The organism is Pseudomonas sp. CGJS7, from assembly GCF_036961695.1.
On sequence record NZ_JBAMDI010000006.1, the window covers coordinates 1 to 20,888 of the forward strand.

The 20,888-nt window shown below is 67.4% G+C and carries 11 protein-coding genes; all 11 read right to left on the minus strand.

Annotation, left to right across the window (positions count from 1 at the left end; genetic code table 11):
• Window positions 1-437 precede the first annotated feature (437 nt).
• The 11 genes from V7787_RS05865 to V7787_RS05915 all read right to left on the minus strand — a co-directional run bounded on the left by V7787_RS05865 (window position 438) and on the right by V7787_RS05915 (window position 20,865).
• Window positions 438-1,130, minus strand: a complete 693-nt coding sequence (locus V7787_RS05865) for an alpha/beta hydrolase (RefSeq protein WP_336086430.1) — start codon at window positions 1,128-1,130, stop codon at window positions 438-440.
• 397 nt (window positions 1,131-1,527) lie between these two features.
• The gene (locus tag V7787_RS05870) at window positions 1,528-3,861 is read right to left on the minus strand and encodes an isoamylase (RefSeq protein ID WP_336086432.1); all 2,334 of its coding nucleotides are present in this window, start codon (window positions 3,859-3,861) and stop codon (window positions 1,528-1,530) included.
• Between the two features lie 147 nt (window positions 3,862-4,008).
• Window positions 4,009-4,698: a class I SAM-dependent methyltransferase gene (locus tag V7787_RS05875; protein WP_336086434.1), complete on the minus strand. Its 690-nt coding sequence runs from the start codon at window positions 4,696-4,698 to the stop codon at window positions 4,009-4,011.
• On the minus strand, window positions 4,695-7,394 hold the full coding sequence (locus V7787_RS05880; RefSeq protein ID WP_336086436.1) for a glycosyltransferase: 2,700 nt from the start codon (window positions 7,392-7,394) through the stop codon (window positions 4,695-4,697). Before V7787_RS05880 ends, V7787_RS05875 begins: the two co-directional genes overlap by 4 nt.
• Window positions 7,391-10,759, minus strand: a complete 3,369-nt coding sequence (locus V7787_RS05885; protein ID WP_336086438.1) for a DUF4157 domain-containing protein — start codon at window positions 10,757-10,759, stop codon at window positions 7,391-7,393. Before V7787_RS05885 ends, V7787_RS05880 begins: the two co-directional genes overlap by 4 nt.
• A 3-nt stretch (window positions 10,760-10,762) precedes the next feature.
• Window positions 10,763-12,787, minus strand: coding sequence for an ATP-binding protein (locus tag V7787_RS05890; protein WP_336086440.1), 2,025 nt, complete (start codon window positions 12,785-12,787; stop codon window positions 10,763-10,765).
• A gap of 7 nt (window positions 12,788-12,794) precedes the next feature.
• Complete coding sequence (locus V7787_RS05895; RefSeq protein ID WP_336086443.1) at window positions 12,795-14,807, minus strand: hypothetical protein; 2,013 nt, start codon at window positions 14,805-14,807, stop codon at window positions 12,795-12,797.
• A gap of 25 nt (window positions 14,808-14,832) precedes the next feature.
• The gene (locus V7787_RS05900) at window positions 14,833-16,830 is read right to left on the minus strand and encodes a hypothetical protein (protein WP_336086445.1); all 1,998 of its coding nucleotides are present in this window, start codon (window positions 16,828-16,830) and stop codon (window positions 14,833-14,835) included.
• A gap of 41 nt (window positions 16,831-16,871) precedes the next feature.
• Window positions 16,872-18,035: an IPT/TIG domain-containing protein gene (locus V7787_RS05905; RefSeq protein WP_336086447.1), complete on the minus strand. Its 1,164-nt coding sequence runs from the start codon at window positions 18,033-18,035 to the stop codon at window positions 16,872-16,874.
• 12 nt (window positions 18,036-18,047) lie between these two features.
• Entirely contained in the window at window positions 18,048-19,412 is a 1,365-nt protein-coding gene (locus V7787_RS05910; protein ID WP_336086449.1) for a hypothetical protein, read from the minus strand.
• Between the two features lie 7 nt (window positions 19,413-19,419).
• Window positions 19,420-20,865 (minus strand): hypothetical protein, encoded by a 1,446-nt coding sequence (locus V7787_RS05915; protein ID WP_336086451.1) that lies wholly within the window; start codon window positions 20,863-20,865, stop codon window positions 19,420-19,422.
• Window positions 20,866-20,888: the final 23 nt, after the last annotated feature.

Here is a 20,888-nt window from a genome sequence, read left to right on the forward strand (position 1 = left end):
TGTGATGACAAGCAAGATCAAATGCTTCCGCCACTAAAGCGGCGGGTAACTTTCTTTTGTCCAGAGCAACAAAAGAAAGTCACCAAAGAAAAATGCTCTCCCTGTTTCGAGTCAAAAGCCACGAGTGCGGTGCCTGCGCGGGCAGGTTCCGTAGTGGGCATCCTGCCCACGACGGAACCCGGCGCACGTCCTTGTGCGCCGCCCTTCGGGTGTCCTTTTGCTATCGCGAGTTAGATGCGCCGCCAGGCCAGAGCAATGGCAACAGCAACAGCAACAGCAACGGCAACGGCAACAGCAACTGCAAAAGCAAAAGCGCCCTCATCCGCCCTTCGGGCACCTTCTCAGCCTTGCACTCCCTTCGGTCGCCGCAAGCGGGAGAAGGGCGTTATGGTGACTGCATGGCTGTAACGGCTACGAACGCCGTTGCTACCGCCGACTTAACCGACGGCCTTGGCCGCCTCATCGATCAACCCCGCCACCTCAGCCGGCCGCGAAGCCAACGACGCATGGCTGGCATCGAGCGTAATGACCTTCTTCGCATTCATCCGCGCCGACATCCGCTGCTGATTCTCCGGCGCGATCATCCGGTCCTCGCTGGAAATCTGATACCAACACGGCTTGGAACGCCAAGCCGGCTCGCTGATGGTGTCGCCGAAGGTGCTCGCCAGCGGCGCCTTCTGGGTCACGCCCATGACCAGGCCTTCGTCGGCGGTCAGATCCTGGCAGAAGCTCTCGTGGAACTTGTCGGCCTTCAGCCACAGATACCCGTCGCTGTCCGGCGCCAGATTCGGCGCGGCGACCGGCAGATGTTCCTGGGTAATGCCGCCCGGGCTCTCGCCGGTGTCGGGCGCGAATGCGGCGATGTAGACCAGGCCGACCACCTTGTCGTGACCGCCGGCCGCGGTGATCACCGCGCCGCCGTAGGAATGGCCGACCAGCAGCACCGGGCCGGGGGCTTGTTCGATCATCTTGCGGGTGCGCTCGGCGTCGTCGGCCAGCGAGGTCAGCGGTACTTCGACCGCTTTGATGTCGCTGTAGCCCTTGCGCGAAAGCTCGACGATGGTCTTGCCCCAATGCGCCGCGCCGCCCCAGAAGCCGTGTACGAGAACGATGGTGGGTTTGCCGCTCATGATCGTAGTCCCAATGATTGCGCCAACGAACGCCCGAATGCGCGAACCGCTGGTTGGCGTGGAAGCGGTCGCGTGGACTCCGCGGCCGGGTGGGGCCGCGAGTCGCCGAGCGTTTCATGTCCGCAAACTAGGCCGCGTGAATTTGTCGCTGCGCTTAGGTTGCAGCCGACGCGGGACGCACGGCGACGAAGGTAGGCAACGCGCAGCGATAGGCGGCGTTTACACCCCGGCGATGACGCGACCGATCCGCCTCGAACGATGTCGCGGACTCGCCCTGTAGGAGCGGCGCAAGCCGCGACCGCGGGGTTGCAAGCTCGCGGCGCGAGTCCGAAACATCGCGGTCGCGGCTCGCGCCGCTCCTGCAAAGGGCGCCATGTGGCGCCGCCGCATTCAGCCGCTACTTGGCGATCAGCAACAACAACGAACGCGCCTGCAAGCCATAGCCGGTGTTCTCGCCACCGATCAGGGTTTCGCCGCCGGGCAGGGCGACCGCGTTCGGGCCTTCGTTCCAGGTCGCGGTGTCGGTCACGCGATACCACTGCTTGCCGTTGCCCGGCCACGGCAGGGTGAAATTCACCGGCCCCGACCAGCCGTTGTAGGCGACATAGATCGCGCTGGCGCTGTCGCCGAACTCGCTGCCGTCGATGCGCCAGGCCAGGGAGTGGTTGTCGCCGGAGTTGAAGTACGCCGCGTCGGCCTGGGCGCCGTCGGGTTTGAACCAGCGCAATTGCTCCATGACATTGCCGTTGCCGTCGCTGCCGGAATAGAAACCGGCCGGACGCAGCGCCGGGTGCGCCTTGCGGAAGGCGATCAGGCGCTTGGTGTAGGTCTCGTGGTCGGCCTCGACCGCGCTGCGGGTCCAGTACAGCCAGTTCGCCGCCGAGTCGAGGTTGTAGGTGTTGTTGTTGCCGAACTGGGTGCGCAAGACCTCATCGCCGCCGGTGATCATCGGCACGCCCGCGCTCAGCATCATGAACGCAAGGCCGGTGCGCGCGGCCTTGCGTTGTTCCAGCACCACGCCGCCCTGGTCCCAGCTGATGTTGTGGTCTTCGCCGCCGTCGGACGGGCCGTACGGCCAGGGTTGATTGTTCTGTTTGCTGTTGTAGGCGTACAGATCGTTCAAGCTGAAGCCGTCGTGGGCGACCATGAAATTGATCGAATGCCAGGGCTTGCGACCGTCGTCGCCGTACAGATCGCTGGAACCGGCGAAGCGCGAGGCCAAGGTGCCGGGCGTGACCGTTTCCACGCCGAGCTTGTTTTGCTTCTTGCGCAGCGCGTCGCGGTACAAGCCGTTCCATTCGGCCCAGCCGGCCGGGAAGCCGCCGACCTGATACGAGTTGCCGCCGATCGCCCACGGCTCGGCGATCAGGTCCACGCCGGCGCCGCCCGCGGCCGGACGCGGCGGCAGTTCGGCGCTGATGCGGTTGATCGCGTTGCCGCTGTCGTTCTTGTCGAAGTTGAAACAGCCGTGTTGGCAGCTGTTGCCCAGCACCGAGGCCAGATCGAAGCGGAAGCCGTCCACGCCGAGCGCATCGCGCCAGTAGGCCAGCGAGTCGACGATCAGGTTCTGCGCGATCGGATGGCGGGTGTTGTAGTTGCCGCCGACGCCGGTGTTGTCCCAGGGATACTGGTAGTCGGCGCTGAGCGAGTAATAGGCCGGATTGTCCAGGCCGCGGAACGAGAGCAGGTTGTAGACGGTCTTGCCGTCGGTGCCGCTCCACGCGCCGCCTTCGCCGGTGTGGTTGTAGACGACGTCGATGTACACCTTGATGCCGGCGTCGTGGTAGGCCTTGACCATCGCCTTCCATTCGCGGGTCGGGCCGCCGGGGGTTTTGTCGTAGGCGTAGCGGCGGTCCGGAGCGAAGTAGTTCAGGGTCATGTAACCCCAGTAGTTGTCGTCCGCGGTGGAGTTCGGATCGACGTCGTTCTGGTCGTTCTGGGTTTCCTGCACCGGCAGGAATTCCACCGCGGTCACGCCCAACGCGGCCAACGCCGCGGCCTTGCGCGCGGCGCCCTTGTAGGTGCCGCGCTCGGCCGCGGGCACGCTGTCGTCGTTGCGGGTCAGGCCGCGCACGTGGACTTCGTAGATCACTTCGTCCTTGAGCGCGCGGGTGGGTTTGCTGCCGGTCGAGCTGGTGTCGGCGGCCAGGGCGATGCTCTTGCTCGCGCACGGCCCGCTGTCCTTGTTGCGGTGGCTGGCGCCGGTGGCGTACACGGTGCCGTCGGTGCAGGCGGCGGTGCTGGGGTCTTGGCTGATCTCGCGCGCGTACGGGTCGATCAGCAGTTTGTTGGGGTTGAAGCGGTTGCCGGCGCTGTCGACGTCGCTGACGAAACCGCTGGCGCTGCCCTTGGTCCAGGCGGCGTTGTACGGCCAGTTGGGGCCCCAGGCGCGATAGCCGTAATACACCGTGCCGGTGATGCCGTAGGTGTTCTTGATCGTCGTCACCGGCACCGAGGTCGACCAGATCTGGCTGGCCGCGTCCTTGCTCAGGACCAGACGGGCGACTTCCTGCGCGCCGGTGGCCTGCTTGTACAGGAACACTTCGATGCGGGTGGCGCGCGAGGAATACACGCGGATGTTGAGGTTGCTCTGCGCGGCGTCGTAGCGGGCGCCGAGTTGCTGCGCGTCGATCGCCGCGTGCGCCGGCGCCATCGCCGCCGCCAGCAAGGCCGCACTCAACCCAAGACGGAGGCGATCGGACCGGTCCCGCCATTGCACTGCCTTGCGCATCGCCGCGTACTCCTTGCTGAGCTGAGGACGAAAACGCGCACCGGGCGCGTATTCGGATTCACTCTACGCCCGACGATGGGCGCACAAGGACGCTTGCAATCGTATTCAATGCCGACATAACTGCGACGCGCATGCGCATCCGCGCGTTCAGTCACGCTTCGCCCGCGGCGCGGGCGGGCGGTCCCAGCCGATCTGTTCGATCCGGCCATCGAAGCCTTGCGCGACCGGCATCGGAAAGAACGGCGCCAGGCGTTCGATGTCGCCGGCGTCGTGGCGCAACGGCGGCAATTGCGCGCGACGCGCCGGCACGATTACCGAGATGTTGTAGCCGTAGCTCTTGACCCGCGCGTCGCGGCAATCGATTCCGGCCACGATCAGGTTGTACAGCAGCAAGCCGGCGTTCCACAGGGTCAGATGGCCGCCGACGATGCCCGGCCGCGCTGGCGGCACGGTGATCGCCAGCCAACCGTCTTCGCGGGCGAAGCCGAGCAGGCGTTGCAGGAATGCGCCGACGTTGCTCTGGTGTTCCAGCGCGTGCGAACACCAGACCAGGTCGAAACGTTGCTCGCTGCGGAAATCGGCGAAGTCGCCGACGAAGTCCGGGCTATAGCCGGCGTAGGCTTCGAACGAGACCGTGGTGACGCGCTTGCCGTGCGCGGCCAAGTGCCGGGCCTGACGTCCGTCGCCGCAGCCCACGTCGAGCACGCTGTCGAAATCGTAGTCCCGCAGCAGCAGGCTCAGCGCTTGGTCGCCGAGCCAAGGCGGGGCCGGCCCGCGCCGGCGCGCTTGCTTGGCTTGAGCGGGCTTGCTTCGCGAAGCAGGGCGGACGGCGCTCATGCCACCTCGCGGATCGCATCGCCGGCCAGCTCGGCCGCCAGTCGTAGATTGGCTTGCGCCCAGGCGTCGATGCCGTACTCGGCGCAGCGCGGCGCCGGGTGGGCGCGCCGTTGCGTCCAATGTTCGGGGCGCGCGAGCACGGCCAGGATCGCCTCGCGCATACCGTCGGCGTCGTCGACCAGAACGCCGCACTCGCCATCGGCCAGCAATCGCGGCGCCCAGCCGACGCGCGCGGCGATGGTCGGCACCCCGGCACGGATCGCGTCGAACAAGGGCCATGGCGCGCAGTCGGTGGTTCCGGTGACGGCGACCGCGTCGAATCGTCCGATCCATTCGCCGCAGCGCGCCAGCGGATACTGATTCAACGGCCAGCAGGCGCAGTCCACGCCCGCGCGTTTGAGCTCGCGCAGCGCCGCGTCGAGGCGTTCGCCGATCAGGACCACCCGCGCCAGTCCGCGCAGACCGCGCGCGGCGGCGATAAATTGCGGCAAGCCGCTCGCATCGACACCGTCGCGGCCGCTACAGGGCCGGCCGACCCAGGCCACGCTGGGCAAGGCGCCGCCGGCCACCGCCAATGCCGTGCCCGCACTCCAACCGACAGGTTGCAGGCGCCAGCGGCGTTGCGACAGATCGATGCCCGCCGATTCCAGCAGCGGCTGCTGATCGGGATGGGCGAGCAGCAACCCCGCGCATCGTGCGACCTCCGCACGCGCGCCGTCGCGGCGGTAAGCGGCGGCATCGCTGAGATCGTGCAGCTGCACCACGCTGCGCATCGGATCCGGCGCCAAGCCGGCCTCGCTGGCGCGCAGGAAAATCCAGGCTCGCGCATGCGCGAGTGGACGTTCGCTGGCCTGGATCCGATAACCGGGCAACGACCGGCCGGCCAACACTTGCTTCCAGCGCTCGAACAACCAGCCCTTGTTCTGCGCCACCACATTGATGGTCGGCGGATGCGAAACAGCCGGCCGTATCGACGGCGCCGCGGCGCGCGGCACGATCCGCGGAATCACCGAGCCGGTGCGCGGCAGCGGCCGTTCGCGCAAGGCCAACTCCAGCAGCGCCGCTACTCGGTCCGGATCGGAGGATTCGGCAAGACTGACCTGGTGCGAAATCAGATGCCAGGCATAAGCGCGCCGGCAGGCGACCGAATCGGCCTCGCTGACGCTGGCCGCCAGACGCGACCAGTCGTCCGGCACCTGGGTCAGAAACGGTTGCACCGGCGCCTGCGCGGGCCAGACATTGCGGCCGAGCACGATCGCCGGCACGTCCCACAACAAACCGTCATGGGCGACGTTGCTGTTGAGGGTGAGGATGCCGGCGCATTGGCCGCTGCGCAGCATCTGATGGATATTGCCTCGGGTCTGCGGCCACAGCAGATCCTGGCGCCGCCGCAGTTGCAGGCGCAGGTGGCGATTGCCGGTGCGCGCATCGGCCGGATGCTGCTTGTAGATCACCGGCCAGGGCGGGTCCAGGCGCGAGACGTGATCGATCAGCGCCTGCATGGTCCGCAACCGGGCTGGCGCATGCCGGACGATGTTGGTGTCGGACTCGATCTGCAGCGGCACCAGCAGGAACCGTTCCGGCAGCGCGGTCGATTGCGGGCGGTTGGCCTGCATGTATTGGTAGTAACCGTCGAACTCGGCGCTCTTGATCGCATCCAGCCGGCGTTGCAGCGCTGCGTCACGTTCGCCGTCGAGCGCGCGCCCGTCCCAGGCGAACGGCGCGGCATGCGAATCGGCGTTGATGCCGCGCGGGCTGATCTGATAGTCCGAACGGGGCAGCCAGCCGTGTTCGCAGTACAGCGTGGGGCCTTGGGTGGTATAGCCGCGGCCGTTCCAGACGATCGACAGCACGCGCGGGTTGTGGGCGCTGCTGCGGGGATCGCGGGCGACCGAGTGGCCGAGCCCGGCGGCGCTGACCGCGAGCGCGTCGAGCAAGGCGCCGACCACGCCGCCGGAACGTTTTTCGATGGCGATCTTCATCTGCGGACTCCTGGCGGGCGCGGGCGGGGCGACGCGGTGAGGTGGGGAAGCAGGCGCGCTGGCGATGCCGCCGGCAAGGTTCGCGGCGTTCCAACTGTCGTCGATGCCGGCGCGCGGCAACTGGCTCAGGCGGCTGATCGGACTCAGATTGACCAGTTCGACGCCGCGTCCGCGCAAGGCGATGGCCAGGCGGCCGTACTGCGCATCGATCTCGCGCAATCGGCCGGCGAGCGGATGGCGGCCGGTGGCGGCGAAGAAATGATCGTCGGTGAAATCCACGCCGATCAGGCCGATCCGGGTCGCGCCCATGTAGGCGGCCAGACACACGGCGACGTAAGGCGAGTTCTGGGTGTAGTGCAGGCAATCGTCCGCACCGGAATCGGTGCCGCCGTACGCGCCCAGGCGAAACCGCACCAGCGGCGGTTTGACCGTGCCCAGATCGAGCTGGGTGAACAAGGCCCGCGCATTGGAGGCGCGGACGTGGACGTAGCGGTCGTGCTTGAACTGCTGCGGCGGGTTGAGCACGACCAGATAGGTGGGATCGAACAAGCGGCCGACGTCGTTGACGCCGATGGTGAGCAGTTCCTGCGTTCGCGGCAGTTGCGGCAGCGACGGCCCGCAGCCGCAGACCACAACACTGGCGCCGGCATGCAGCCCGCGGTATGCGCTCAACGCAAGCGCAGGGTCGGCGCGCAGCGGCGAGGACTGGCTCATGGCGGCAGATACTTGTTGCCGGCGCGCGATCCGCGCGAGCGGTTCAAGGCCGACGGCTCAAGCACATAATTGGCCGCGTTGAGCATCCACGCGCGGATCATGTCGGACTTGGGCGTGGTGATCTTGCGTACGCTGTTCCAGTAGTCGACCGCGTCCACCGGTTCGTGGCTCATGTCGCAATCCGACAACGGATGCCACTTGCCGGGCTTCCATTCGACCACGACGACGTTGTTCTGGGTTTCGACTTTGTAGCGGGCGATGACCGTGCGACCGGTCAGCGAGGCTTTGCCTGGCGTCGCGCCCAGGTACTTCTCGCGCGCTCCGTCTTCCACGTAGGGACGGATCTCGCCGGCCGCCCACTGGGTTTTGAACTTCGGCGTGTCGATGCTCATCATCCGGGCGCCGACCGACTTGATGTCGTGGTTGACCCGCAAGGTGCTGACGAACAATACCTCGCCCATCCGGGCGGTGCCGCCATAGGGCAGGGTGATCTTGTCGCCGCGCTTGACCGGCAGATCGTCGCTGGCGTTTTCCGGCAGGATGTCGAACAACACCCGCATATTGCCCGACAGGCTGTTCATCTCGTTTTGCAGTTTTTCGTCGGTCGATTTGGCCGCGAGCGACTTGACCTTCTTCTCTTGTTCCAGCCGCGCCTTGAGCTTGTCGATCTCTGCCTTGGTCTTGATCGCGCGATTGAAGTACTCCAGGCCGAACGCCTTGGCCAGCGGTTCGTCGTTGAAGGCCTTTTGCACCTTGGCGATGAATTCCTCGGTGAACATCTCCGCGCTGGCCACCTTGAGCCGCGCGTTGGCGCCGGAGCCGGAGAAGAACAGCTTGTGCGAGCGGCCCTTCTTGTCGGAGAAGGGCACCTTCTTCTTCCACCACTCGAACAGGAAATCGACCGCGGCCTTGCCCTTGTCGAGCAGGAACTTGCCGGCCTTCATCGCCATCTTCTTGATCCACGCCACCAGCGAGTCCATCGCCTTGAACACCGGCGCGCGGATCTTTTCGATGATGCCGTTGATCTTGTTGGCGATCTTGCCCAGCCCGGCGAACCCGGCCAGGAAGTTGATCGCCAGCGACAACAGGCCCTTGAGGATCGACTCGACCTTGGCCGCGGCCGCGTCGACCGAGCCGGCGGCGATGGCGACGATGGAATCCAGGAACGCGGTGACCACCTGGATGATCTTGGAGATCTTCTGGATGAACACCATGATGGTGTCGTAGATCGAAACGATCGCGGAAATGAAGCCGGCGCCGGGGATGAACATCGCCACCAGTTTCGGAATCGCCTTGGTGACGATGGCCTCGATCACCATGTCCATGATCCCGCTGACCACCTTGTCCTTCTGCGCGACCAGTTCGTCCTTGATCTGTTCCCAGGCCGCGACCGGCCCCTTGGTGACCAGGGTCACCACGATGTCGAAGCCTTTTTCCAGCGCCGCCACCAGCGGCTCGCCGAAGGCCTTGACCATGCGCTCGCGCAAGTTGGCCCAGGTCAGGCCCAGCACCGAGAACGCGAACTTGACGATTTCGCCCAACGCCAGCGACTTGGGAATGTAGACGCCCTTGAGCGATCCGGTGAGCCAGTCGACCAGACCGTCGGTGAGGTGGCCGCGGAACTTGCCGGCGAACTTCTGGAAGCCTAGCTTGCCGGCCTTGACCAGATTCTTCACGAACGGGATCGGGTTCTTGAGGATGCTCTTGAGCGCCGCGCCGGTGCGCTTGACGTAAGGGATCGCGCCCGGGGCGACCACCGAGAAGATGATCTCAAGCAGATTCCATACCGCATTGCCGGCCCAGGACACGAAGCGCGCCAGGAAGCTGCCGAACACGCCGACCAATTTGCCGAACGCGCGCGGCACCAGCACGATGTCGACCAGCTCCAGCGACTTGAACGCGGCGATGAAGGTCGGCGGAATCTGCAGGACGAACGACACCAGATCGCTCATCGCCCCCTTGAACCAGGCCCAGGCCTTGGGAATCGCCCCGGACTTCTGCATGTTCTGCCAGACTTCTTCCTGCCCGATCAGCTTCATGAAGCCGCCGATCAGCAAGTCCGCGCTGCCGGTCACCGGCTCGCCGGTGATCGGGTCCTTGCCCATCACGCCTTTGAGCAGGTCGTAACTGGGCGTGCCCTCGGCGAGCTTGGCGATGGGCTTGAGGATCGCGTCCTTGATGAAGGTGACGATGTCGGTGACGAAGTTCTTGACGAAGTTCTTGAGCTGATCGATCGGCGCGGTGAAGATCTTCTTGGCCCGGTTCCAGACATCGCCCGGACTGAACAGATCGCGCCAGCCCAGCGAGTCGAGGAAGTCCATCAGCGCCTGCTTGAACGCCGAACCGACCATGCCCAGGGTCTTGATCTGCGCGGCCGCCCAGTTGGCGACCTTTTCGAAGATGCCGCTGTTGTCCAGCGCCTGGGTGATCAGGCCGCCGCCGGGAATGAACTCGATCACCGCGCGCAGGATATTGGCCGGGCTGGCTTCGACCCGGCTCATGTTGATCGGGTTCACCCCCAGCACGATGGTGAACATGCGGAAGCCGGGAATGATATTGGCCTTGTCGGCGATGAAGTCGAGCACCGTATCGATGCCCAGGCGCTGGACCTTGGCCGGCGCGGACTGTTCGATCCGCGGCGAGGCCTGACGCTGCACCACCGCGCGCTGCTGGATGGTGTGGGTCAGCTCGTGGGCGATCAGTTCGCCGCCGTCGCGGCTGTCCGGGCGGTATTCGCCGCCGCCGAAGAAGATGTCCTTGCCGAACGCGAACGCGCGCGCCGACAGCCGCGCGGCCAGCTTGGCGCTCTTGCCGTCGGTATGGATGCGCACGCCGCTGAAATCGGCGCGGAAGCGCGGCTCCATGAATTTGCGCAGTTTCATCGGCAGCGGCGAGCCGCCGCCGAGGCTGGAGCGGATCTCGGCTTCGACTTGCGGATCGGCGTTCTCGGGGCCGCCGTCTTTGCGCTGGATCGACGGCGCGGCGATGCCGATCGCGGACGCATGGTCTTGCAGCGGTGCGCGATGCACGCCCGCGCCGCTGCTGGCCACCGGCGACGGCGCCTCGGCGGGAACGTGCATGCTCATGACGGCGCGGGCGACGCTGTCGGCCTCGCGTTCGGCCGGGTCGGTGTTGGCCGACACCTGCATCTGCGCTTGCACGCCGGATGGCAGGCCGATGCGTTCCTGGGTGGAGGCCAGTCCGTTCGATGCGCTCGGCGACAACAAAGTGCTCAAGCGTCGTCCGCCGACCGGAGCCGCTGGGCCCGACACGCGCGGCTTGCGCGCCGACTGCGCCTCGCTCGCGGCCGCGACCTTGGCGGCCGGCGCCGCCGATCGCATCGCGGTGGCGGGCGGGGCGCGCATGGATCAGCCCGCCAGCGCCGGCCGCGCCGGTGCGTACGGACGCAACGGGCAGGCGCCGCCGTGCTTGCGGTACTCGCGCAGCAGCGCGGCATGCAGATGCTCGCTGTGCAGCGCCGCGCCGGCTTGCAGCGACAGCAGCCGCGCATGCAATACCACGTTGCGCCACTGCCCGCCGCTGAGGTTGCAACGGCTGGCGGCGTCCTGCAGCCAGTATTCGTCGATGTCGGCATCGCCCAGGTGCAGGCGCAGGATCTCGTAGCGCCGCCACGCATCGGGCTGGCGGAAGTTGACCACCACGTCCATGCGCCGGGCGAAGGCGCGGTCGATCCGGTCGGCGGCGTTGCTGGTGATCAGCACGATGCCCTGGAACGATTCGATCCGTTGCAGCAGGAAATTGGTTTCCAGATTGGCGTAGCGGTCGTTGGAGGACGACACCTCGGTGCGCGCGGCCATCAGCGCATCGCCTTCGTCCAGCAGAAGCATCACGTCGAGTTCTTCCGCCGCGCTGAGGGCGCGGTCGAGATTTTTCTCGGTTTCGCCGATGTACTTGTTGACCGTGGCGGCCAGATCGATGCGGTACAGCTCCTTGCCCAGTTGCGCCGCCAGCCGACGCGCGGCCAGGGTCTTGCCGGTGCCGCTGGGGCCGGCGAACAAGGCGCGCACGCCGACCCCGGCGGCGTCGGCGTTGCCGCTGTCGGCGGCCAGCGCTTCGCGCCAGCGGCAACGCGCGGCCAGGGCGGCGAGTTCCTCGCAGGTGGCTTCGTCGGCGGCCAACTCATGCGGCGCTTGCTGCGATGGCAGCCGCGTGGCCAGTGTTTCCAGACGCGCGTCCTGCAAGGTCCGGCAGGCTTGGCGCAGGTCGTCGCCGTGCGGGGCGTCGCGGCCGGCGGCCATGGCGAAACCGGCCGCACTGGCGGCGACGCGGGCGATGCCGCCGCCGGTCAGACGGATGTTATCGGCGAATTCGCGCAGCGAATCGGGCGATTGCTCGGGCAAGGCCCGACGCCAATGGCGCAAGCGTTGTTCGGGGCCGGGCATCGGCAATTCGATGCTCAGGATCGGGCGGGTTTCGGCGTGGCGCCAGGCGCCGCGAACGCCGCCGATCACCAGCAGCGGCGCGGCGGTGAGCGGCAGCGCCGGAATTTCGCGGCTTTCGCCCGAACCCAGTTCCAGCGCGAGCGCGGGGACCGCGTCGAGCAGCAGCGACAACAGGCCGAACATCCGCCAGCGCGCCGGATCGTCGAGGATCGCCGGCTGCGCCAACAGCAGCGATTTGCCCAGCGTACGCGCCAACGCACCGGCCAGGGTCTTGCGGCCGTTCTGGGCCGGGCCGCGGATCAACAACACCGGCGCCGGCGTGGAGCGCAGCAGCGCCGGCAAGCTCGAACAGGTGGCCAGGGTTTGGGCCGGAGCGATGTAGTCGTCGAGCGCGGACAGGCGGTCGAGCGGAATCAATCGCAACGCCGGATCGGATACCGTCGGCGTGCGCAAGGCGTCCCAGACGCTCAGCGGCACGGCCAGACGCCAGTCGGGGCGCGGCAGATCGGTATCGCTGGCGATTACGGCGCCGAGTTCGATCAGCCGTTGCAGGCCGGCGCGGATTTCGCCGGCGCGGTCGCCGCCGTCGTCGCCTTCGCGCCACCACGCCATCAGCACGCCGATGCACGGGCGTTGCGGGGCCGATGGCGAGGCGGCGAATACTTGGCCGAAACGCGGGTCTTCTTCGATCAGACCCACGGCCAGCAGCAACTGCAGTTCCAGGGCGCTCAGGCCGGCGTCGCGCAAGGCCAGCAGCGGCAGATGCGCATGCTGTTGGCGGGTCTGCGTTTCCCAGGCTTGAACGGCGTCGCGCGATTGCGGCAGTTCGTGCGCGTAGTCGGCCAGGAACGGATAGGCGCGCAAGGCTGCTGGCGCGCCGCCTTCCTCGGCGCAGACATCGACGATCCGCGCGATCACCTCCAGCAGACGCAAGCGCAGATGGGTGGCGGCGTCGAGCGGGCGATCCGGCGATGCGGCGCAGGCGTCCATGGCGGGCTCAGTCGTAGTGGAAGCGGATATCGCGGCCGGCCGCGGGAATCCAGCCCGGATCGCGATCCAGGCCGGCCAGCCGCAGCGGCAACGGCAGCGAGTCGAGGGAGAAATGCAGGTGGATGTGGAGCAGGTCGCAGCGCACTTGCGCGCGGTGGCGGCAGAGCAGGTCGATGGCGGCGTCGCGGTTGTCGGCCATGCCCAGGGCGTGCGCCAGCCGGGTGCGCAGATACAGTTGCAAGCAGGCGATCCAGCGGCGGGTCGGTGAGCGCGGCAAGGGCTGCAGATCGCGATGGCTGCGTTGCAGGCGCGCGTGCTTCAACGCCGGACGTTCGTCGCGCCAGGCCGCGGCTTGCGCGTGGGGCGCGATGCGGTGGTCGCGGGGCAGATCGGCCAGCACGAAGCCTTGCGGGTGCCAGATCCGCAAACGGCGCCCGCCGCGGTAGTGCAGTTGGTCGCTGAGGCTCCAGGCGCCGAGCCAATGATCGGCGACCGACCAATCCTGCGGGGCGACAAAGTCCCGACCGGCCGGCTCGTGCGGCTCGCGTCCGCTTAGTGCGGCCAGCAACGGGCCGATCGGATCGTTGCGCAGTTCATCGCCGAACCAGTCCGCGCCGATCAGTATCAGCCAATCCCAGGGCGACAGGCTCAGATTCTCCTGGCGCGGCGCGGTGAAGTCGGCATACAGGCCCAGCGACAGGGCGATATTGAGCAGATAGAACAAGCCGCCGAATTCGGTCGTCGTTTCGCAGTGCGCGTGCACGGCCGGCGTAGGCGGGGAGGCGTCGGTGTCGATCGTCGCGATTGGGCTCGCGTCGGCTGAGTCGAACGATGCCGGGTCTTGGTGCGGTCGGCTGTCGAGGTAAGCAAGATCGCTTGCTTCGTCTGCGGTTATGGCGGGTGGTACAGGCTGCAGCGGTTCATGCACCGCGGCCGATTGGACGGGCGGCATCGAGGCTGGCGCCTGAGCCGAAGTATTCGCGAGCGTCGCGTCCGTCGCCGGGTGTGTCCAAGCGCGAGCAGGCACCGATTTGGGAACTTGCGGCGACAATTCTGCTGCGGCGGACCACGGAGTAGCGGGGCGCGTCGCTGTCGCAGGATTGGATGATTGTTGTGTAACCGACCACTCGGCGACGGCGTCGGCGAACTGCGCGGTCCGCAGCCACACTGGATCGCGCTGCGCGGCCAGCGCATACGCGAGCAACCGCAGCGCCCGCGGCGCGAGTTGCGCGCTCGATAGTTCCGGAACGAGCAGCAGCAACCGCGTTCGCGTCCGGCTTGCCGGCGCGGACGCAGAATCGATGGCTTCGATTCGCGCGACGGCGGGCAATGGCCTCGCCGCGGCGAATTCTTGCGAAATCGGATCGTTCGACGCATTGCCGGTATCGCCGCGCATCGAAACGACACCGGCCGCCGCATCGTCCAGCCGTACCCAATCGTCACGACATGCCAGCGGCGCAGCGTAATCCGCGGCCAAAGCCCGCAGCGACAGCCCCAGGTCTTGCGCCGACATCCGCGCAATCCACGTCGCCGCCGCGCCTTGTTCGGCCAACAACGCGACAGTCGCGACCACCTGCGCGCCGCTTTGCAGCACCTGTTCGCGCAGCCACTCTTGCAAATCGGTCGAGCCCAGTGCGGCCTGCCACCACCACGGTCGCGACCCGGCACCGCGCAACTGGCAGCGGATCAGACACGCCGCCAGTTCGCCCGCGCCGAACCACACCGCATCGGCGCGGGCGGCATCGGGATCGCGCCAGGGCCGGCGCGCAGCGCGTGCGAGTTCGCGCACGCGCTGCGCCAAACGCTCCGACAAATCGCCGCCGCCGTGTCCGTTCACGGCCAGCCGGCGCACCAGCAACTGCGCGTCGGCCGGCAGCTCCGGCGGCGTCCAACTCACTCGGTCCAGTACCCGTTGCAGACCTTGCCGTGCCCGCAGCGCGTCGCCGCCGTAGCCGCGCAGCACGACGCTGCGCAGCTCGGCTTGTTCGGCTCGGCGATGTCGTAGCTGGATCGGCCGCATGCGGGTCGGGTGTCCCGATCAAGGGTTACGGGCCGGACTTACGCCGCAACAGCAGGAACAACAGGATCAGCACGATGAAGGCGATCAGCCACCACCACCACTTGATCCCGGGGTGGGTCGGCGGATCGATTTCGCGCGCCACCACCCGGGTCTTGACCGTGGTCGAGCCGCCTTCGGGCACCACCACCTTGTAGTAGTTCGGCGCGATCAGCTGGGTGCCTTCCAGCGCGGTGTCCCAACCGGTCAGCGCGCCATCGTGATGGACGTAGTAACCGAACGAGGACTGCGGATACAGCAGGTGCCGGTTCTGGCCTTCCACGGTCACGGTCTTGCCGCTGTCGTGGAACGCATGCACCAGGTAGGTCGGGTAGAGCTGGTTCATCACCTCGAACTCGCCGTCCAGCGGCGGACGCGGCGGAATCTCCGAACCCTTGCCCGGCGGCTTGTGCCCCGTGGCGGCGATGCCGGGTTGTTCGCTGCCGCCGCCTTCGAGAATCTCGCGGACCTTGGCGTAGTCGAGCAGGGTCGGCTTGGGATCTGGACGATCCGCGCTCTTGGGCATCATCAGCTGCTGCACGTACAGGAACACGTCGCGGTGGGTCTTGCCGCCGCCGAGCGGGCTGATGCCGGCGACGCTGACCTGGGCTTCGCGCTCGAAGGTCGAGGCCTCGACGAAATCCATGTTGCGATAGACGCTGGACGGGTTGTAGCTCAGTCCGCCGCCGCTGAGTTCGACCAGCATGCACTGGTGCGGACGCCGGATCGGGTTGACGTTGGGGCAGGTCGGGTCGCCGGCCTGGCCGGTGAATTCGCAGCGTTCGGCCGTGGTCATCGTCCAGTTGAAGTTGGGCGCGTTGGCCGCGGCGATCGAGGACTTGCTGCCGGCCGGGATGATCCCGCCGTTGCTCACCGGAGCGGAGTTGATCTGCCGCCACAAGGTGTTGGTCGGATCGGTGACGTCGTTCCAATCCGGCTGGGTGCCCCAGTTGGCGATGCGGAACGTCGCCGACACAGTATTGGCCGGCACCGGCGCGCCGGTTTCGTTGTTGACCAGGGCGAAGAAGGTGTTGACGCCGTTGATCTTGATTTCGTTCGGACGCGGATTGCCGCCGCCGTCGGTGTTGGTGGTGCCGACATCGCTGGCGATCAGGCTGAGCGTCTTCTCGCAACCGGCCGAACCCGGCGCCTGGGCGATATCGGCCAGCGGCCAGGTGTTGGCCGGCGGCATCGTGGCCAGGTCGAACAAGGTCACGTCGGGGTCCATGCTGTGATAGACCATGCCGTTCATCGGCTGGCTCACCTGCAGCGCATAAGCGACGCGGAACTGGGTGGTGCCGGCGGGCAGGTACAAGCCCTTGTTGAACGAGTCCGCGGGCGAGGAGACCAGCGGCAGGCGCATGTTGATCGCCCACTGCTGCGAGGCCTTGTCCAGCCAGACCCGGGTGTTGGGCGTGAGCCAGGCCGGCGCCGCGGGCGTGTTGGTCCAGGCGTTGGCGACGAAGGTGCGGGTCTGGGTGAAGATCGGCGGCGCGGCGTCGATGTTGGCGGCGACGGTGGTGAACGGCCGCACCTCAAACATCACGTCGGGATCGGCGCCGGTGGAGAAGGCGACCCGCAGCGAGTCCAGGGTGGGATCGAGCTGGCCGTCAACCTTGACCAGCCAGGACAAATACAACTGCGGCTCAGCGCCGCCGCTGCGCAGCACGCGGAACGAGGCGTGCTCGGACGCGCCGGTGCCGAAGCTGCGCGCGGCCGAGCCGCGCCAGCGCGGATCGTCCAGGCGCGGCCAGTAATTGGGCTCGCCGGCGGCGCTGTCGATGAAGTTGGGCGCGCCGCCCAAGGCCGGCACGCCCGAGGCGACGGGGATGCAAAGCGCCGGTTCCGGCGCGCCGCCGGCGCGGGTCGCCGGCGGGTTCAAACCGAAAACGACCGTCGCGACGAAGGCGAGCCAGATGCCGCGCAAGCCTCGCCGGGGAGTAGTGGAATCGGGCATGCGGCGCATGCGGGAAGACGGGTCTGTCATGGCAACGCTCCTGGTGCGACATTCCTGCGGGACATGCGCGGTTACGCGCGCACGGTGTTGTAAACCGTCGTGTAGGCGGCGGTATTGCCTTGGCGCTGAAGCTTGATCTGAACCTGCGCGTTGACCGTCGCCGAGGCAGTGGCGGCGACGCGGTAGCTCAACGGACGCGCGGTGCTGCCGGAGATCAGATCGCCGGGATTGATCTGGATGGTGTCGATGGTTCCGTCGTCCAGATTGACCGACCAGCCGGTGGCGGCGCCGAGCACGCTGCGGGTGATGGTGTAGACGCCGGCGACGGTGAAGGTCGCGGTGAACACCAGCCTGCGGTTCTGTCCGCCGGGCACGGTCAGGGTGGTGCCGTTGAGCGCGCCGAGCGAGGCCGCGGCATCGACTTCCAGATGGATGCTCTGATCCGGCGGCGGCGTCGGCGTGCCGACCACGAACTGGCGGATGCCGCTGGTGCCGGTGATGGTCGCCGCGTTCGCGCTCAGGGTCATGCCGAAGGTGGTGCCGTTGACGACGGCCGGAACGCTGGGGATCTGCACCTGCACCGTGGCTTGTTGCCCCGGCGCCAGCGTGATCTGCTTGCCGCTGAGCTCGTTGCCCTGTCCGTCGAGCAAGCGCAGCTGCGCGTTCCACGCGGCCGCGTTGGCGGCGTCGACCACTGCGTTCAAGGCCCAGGTGGCGAGGTTGTTGGTGCCCGAAGTGATGCGGTAGGTGAAGCTCACCGGTTGGCCGGCGACCACCGTGGTCGGCGCCACGCTCAGCCATTCGATGCCGATGTTGCCCTGCAACGGATTCTGTTGCGGGCGCAGGATCACTTGCCGGGTCACCGACTGGCTCTGATTGAACACGGTCAGATCGACCGTGGTTCCGGCTTCCAGCACGCCGGGGATATTGGGAATGACGAAGCGCAACTGGCTGTCGTTGGAGCCCGGCAGCAGATTGAGCACCTGGGTGGCGTTGAGGAACACCCGCGCGGCACCGGCGGCGAACTGGAAGTTCTGGCCGATGATCTGCAAGGTGTCGCCGATGCGGTACGGCCCGGCCGGAACCAGTTGCGTGATCGCAAGGCCAGTGCCCGGCGCGCTGGATTCCAGCGCCTGGATCCGCAGCAGCGCTTCGTTGAGGCTATCGACGATGCCGTTCCAGGCCGTGGCGCTGATGATGTCGCCTGGATTGACGCGTAACAGCGGACTGGTCATGACGGGTTCCTCTCAGGCGACGGTGAAGAGTGAGTGGCTGGAATAGTTGGCGAAGTCGGCGCGGGCCAGATCGAAACGCGCCAGCGCCATCTCGGGCATTTGTCCGCAGGCGAACACCAACAGCGGTTGCACGCCGCGGCCCTGGCTCAGCGCTTGCACGGTCTGCCAGGGGCGGTAGATCCACAGGTATTCGCCGCTGGCCGAATCGGTCGGCGAGAACGCCAGCGCCTGGTGTTGCAGCGCGCCGATCTGACGCGAGTCGATGAACTGGGTTTGCTGGCCGCTGCCCGGCAGCGGGCGCCGCGCAATGTCCTGGAAGAACGCGGCATCGCCGAATCCGCGCAGCGGCAGGTTCTGCAGCGGCACCACGCCGAACGGCGGCAGATAACGGAAGTGATCGCGCGCGCGCAGCGTGGCCGGCAAGGCGGTGGCGGCGAGCAGATCGGCCAGATGCTGCTGGAACTGCGCGCACATCGCCTGCGCTTCCACCAGCCGCCGCGCCCGCGCCAGGAACGCGAACGAGGACAGTTCGCCAGGATCGAGCGGATTGCGTTGGAACGAAAAGCCGGACAGAGCGTCGGGTTCGAGCAAGCGCCGCCGCACCGACCAGGTATCGACGAAGCGCAGACCGGCGGCGGTCCAATACACCAGGGCCAGCGGCACTTCGCAGTCGCTCAGGCCGGTCGGGCGCAGTTCGTCGATCAAACCGTAGCTCGGCGGATCGACTCGCCACGGATCGAACGCGGCCGCGTCGCGCGCTTCGATGCCGAAGCAGCGGTAGGCCAGGCGATTGCGGAACAACGGCGAGGACGGGTCCAGATCGGCGAAACGCAGCGGATTGATCGCCTGCAAGCGGAACTGCACGGCCTCGACCGTGGCATCGGTATTGCAACGCACGTTGCCCGGGTCCAGACCGTTGCTGGGCGCGCGGCCTTCGTCCTGCCGCGCCGGCGCGATGGTGAGCACGTACACGCCCGCGCCGGCCACGTACACGCCGTCGGCGAGCGGGTTGCACTGGGCGAAGACGCATTGGCAGTCGCCGCCGTCCTCGCCGCCGTCGAAGCGGCGGGTCAGAGCGACGCTGGTGTCGGCGTTCAAGCGCAAGGTGTGGCCGAGGCGGTTGATCGCCAGACCCGCGCGCACCCGCAACACCGGCGCCTCAGGCCGGTCCTGGTCGGGATCGCGCGCGGCTTCCAGGCCGAACGCCACGCCGTCGCCGATCGCCAGGCCCAGGCGCGCGTCGGCTTCGCGGTGCGCCTGCTGTTCGCGGCTGAGATCCTTGCCGGTCAGCAGGCGGCCGTTGAAGAAGTTGACGTTGCGGATGCCGCCGTCCTTGATCGGCTGCTGCAACTGCAGGACATCCTCGAGTGTGCTCATGGCCGCCTCAGATGCTCGCGATGGAATGCCATTGACCGACGCCGTCGGCGACCAGGGTCACGGCTTTCTTTTTCTTGATCGCCAACTCGGGCGTGCCGTCGATGCCGTCGCCGTTGGGGACGTCGGCCAGCAGGGTCAGGCCGACGGCGTCGACGTTCTTGAACGTCACTTGCCGGCCGGCGTTGGCCGCGGTGGAGGCCGGCAGCGCGATGGCGATCTTGCCGCCGCCCTGGGCGATCACCACTTGCGCGCTTTGACCGAGCTTGGCGTCGGCGAGCACGAACTCGACCGGCGAGGCCGGCGGCAACAGCAGCTCGCCGGAACCGGAGCCCTCGAACATCGCCATCGAACCGCCGAAACCGGCGTCGGCGCCGTTGCCGGCGCAATCGCAGCCGCACAGCGACCATTCCTGCAGCATGCGCAGATGCAGCAGATACGGCCGCGCGCTTTCGTCGATCAGCACGCCGGCGGGGCTGCCGTCGACCTGCCACAAGCCGCTGGGCGAACCGCCGCTCCAGACGATCTGCAATTCCACCCGGCCCAGCAGCAGGCAGTCGGTGTCGGGGAACTGGGCGCGATGGCAGCGCATCGCCATCCACAGCGGCCGCAGTTCGCCGATCCAGAACGCGAAGGCGGTGCGCAGGAAGTCGCATTGGTGTTCGCGGGCCAACTGCAACACCGGCGAGCCGAGGTCGAACAGGTAATCGCCGAGCGTCTGCGCCGAAGCCGGCGGCGACAACGGCGGCGACAGCGTCTGCGCGTCGAGCCACGGCTGCACCGCGGCAGTGAGCGCCGCTAACCAACCGGCGGGGTCGGCCGGCGCGGGCGGGCTGGTGTCGAGGATGGCGACATTGCCGCGCAGCCAGCGCACGAAGTCGCGCAGCGCGTCTTCTTCGACTTGCGCCGGCGGATGCTCGCGCAGCTCCAGACGGAAGTCGTCGGCCACGCGTGAGGGCTTCATCAACTCATCTTCCGAGCGGCAGGGCTCGCCCGGAATCGGCACCGGCCGGGTCTGGCAATCGGCGTAGCAGGCGGTCAGGTACAGCGACACCGCGCCGGAGGTGACGGTCGGCGGCGAGCCCGGCGGCAGCGCGGGATCGAGCATGCGCGCGACCATCGCGGCGTTGTCGGGCTTGGCCAGCCAGCGGTTGAGCACCGCGCACTGGTCGGCGCCGATGCACAGCAAACGCCCGCCCGGGGTCAGCGCGGAACCGGCCGATACGTGCAGGCGCGGGCCGTCGCTGCCGCTGTCTTCCCAGCGCACCCGCAGGCCGCTGAGGGTGCCGTAGCCCAGCGCTTCGCGCGCCAGCCATTGGTCGCGCCCGGACAGATACGCGAACTCCTGTTTGAAGTCGTCCACGCCGAGCACCATGCCGCGCTCGAAATTGACGTGCTGCGTGGGATCGGCGGGCAGGCCCGTCAATGTGGTCACCGGTTCGTTGCAGCAGCCCATGGTTCGACTCCCTTGTTCGGTTC

Bases quoted from the DNA above. Each gene is read 5' to 3' on its own strand.
- V7787_RS05890 (WP_336086440.1), bottom strand. From the start codon at position 12,787: ATGGACGCCTGCGCCGCATCGCCGGATCGCCCGCTCGACGCCGCCACC.
- V7787_RS05875 (WP_336086434.1), bottom strand. From the start codon at position 4,698: ATGAGCGCCGTCCGCCCTGCTTCGCGAAGCAAGCCCGCTCAAGCCAAG.
- V7787_RS05880 (WP_336086436.1), bottom strand. From the start codon at position 7,394: ATGAGCCAGTCCTCGCCGCTGCGCGCCGACCCTGCGCTTGCGTTGAGC.
- V7787_RS05900 (WP_336086445.1), bottom strand. From the start codon at position 16,830: ATGACAGACCCGTCTTCCCGCATGCGCCGCATGCCCGATTCCACTACT.
- V7787_RS05885 (WP_336086438.1), bottom strand. From the start codon at position 10,759: ATGCGCGCCCCGCCCGCCACCGCGATGCGATCGGCGGCGCCGGCCGCC.
- V7787_RS05905 (WP_336086447.1), bottom strand. From the start codon at position 18,035: ATGACCAGTCCGCTGTTACGCGTCAATCCAGGCGACATCATCAGCGCC.
- V7787_RS05915 (WP_336086451.1), bottom strand. From the start codon at position 20,865: ATGGGCTGCTGCAACGAACCGGTGACCACATTGACGGGCCTGCCCGCC.
- V7787_RS05870 (WP_336086432.1), bottom strand. From the start codon at position 3,861: ATGCGCAAGGCAGTGCAATGGCGGGACCGGTCCGATCGCCTCCGTCTT.
- V7787_RS05910 (WP_336086449.1), bottom strand. From the start codon at position 19,412: ATGAGCACACTCGAGGATGTCCTGCAGTTGCAGCAGCCGATCAAGGAC.
- V7787_RS05865 (WP_336086430.1), bottom strand. From the start codon at position 1,130: ATGAGCGGCAAACCCACCATCGTTCTCGTACACGGCTTCTGGGGCGGC.
- V7787_RS05895 (WP_336086443.1), bottom strand. From the start codon at position 14,807: ATGCGGCCGATCCAGCTACGACATCGCCGAGCCGAACAAGCCGAGCTG.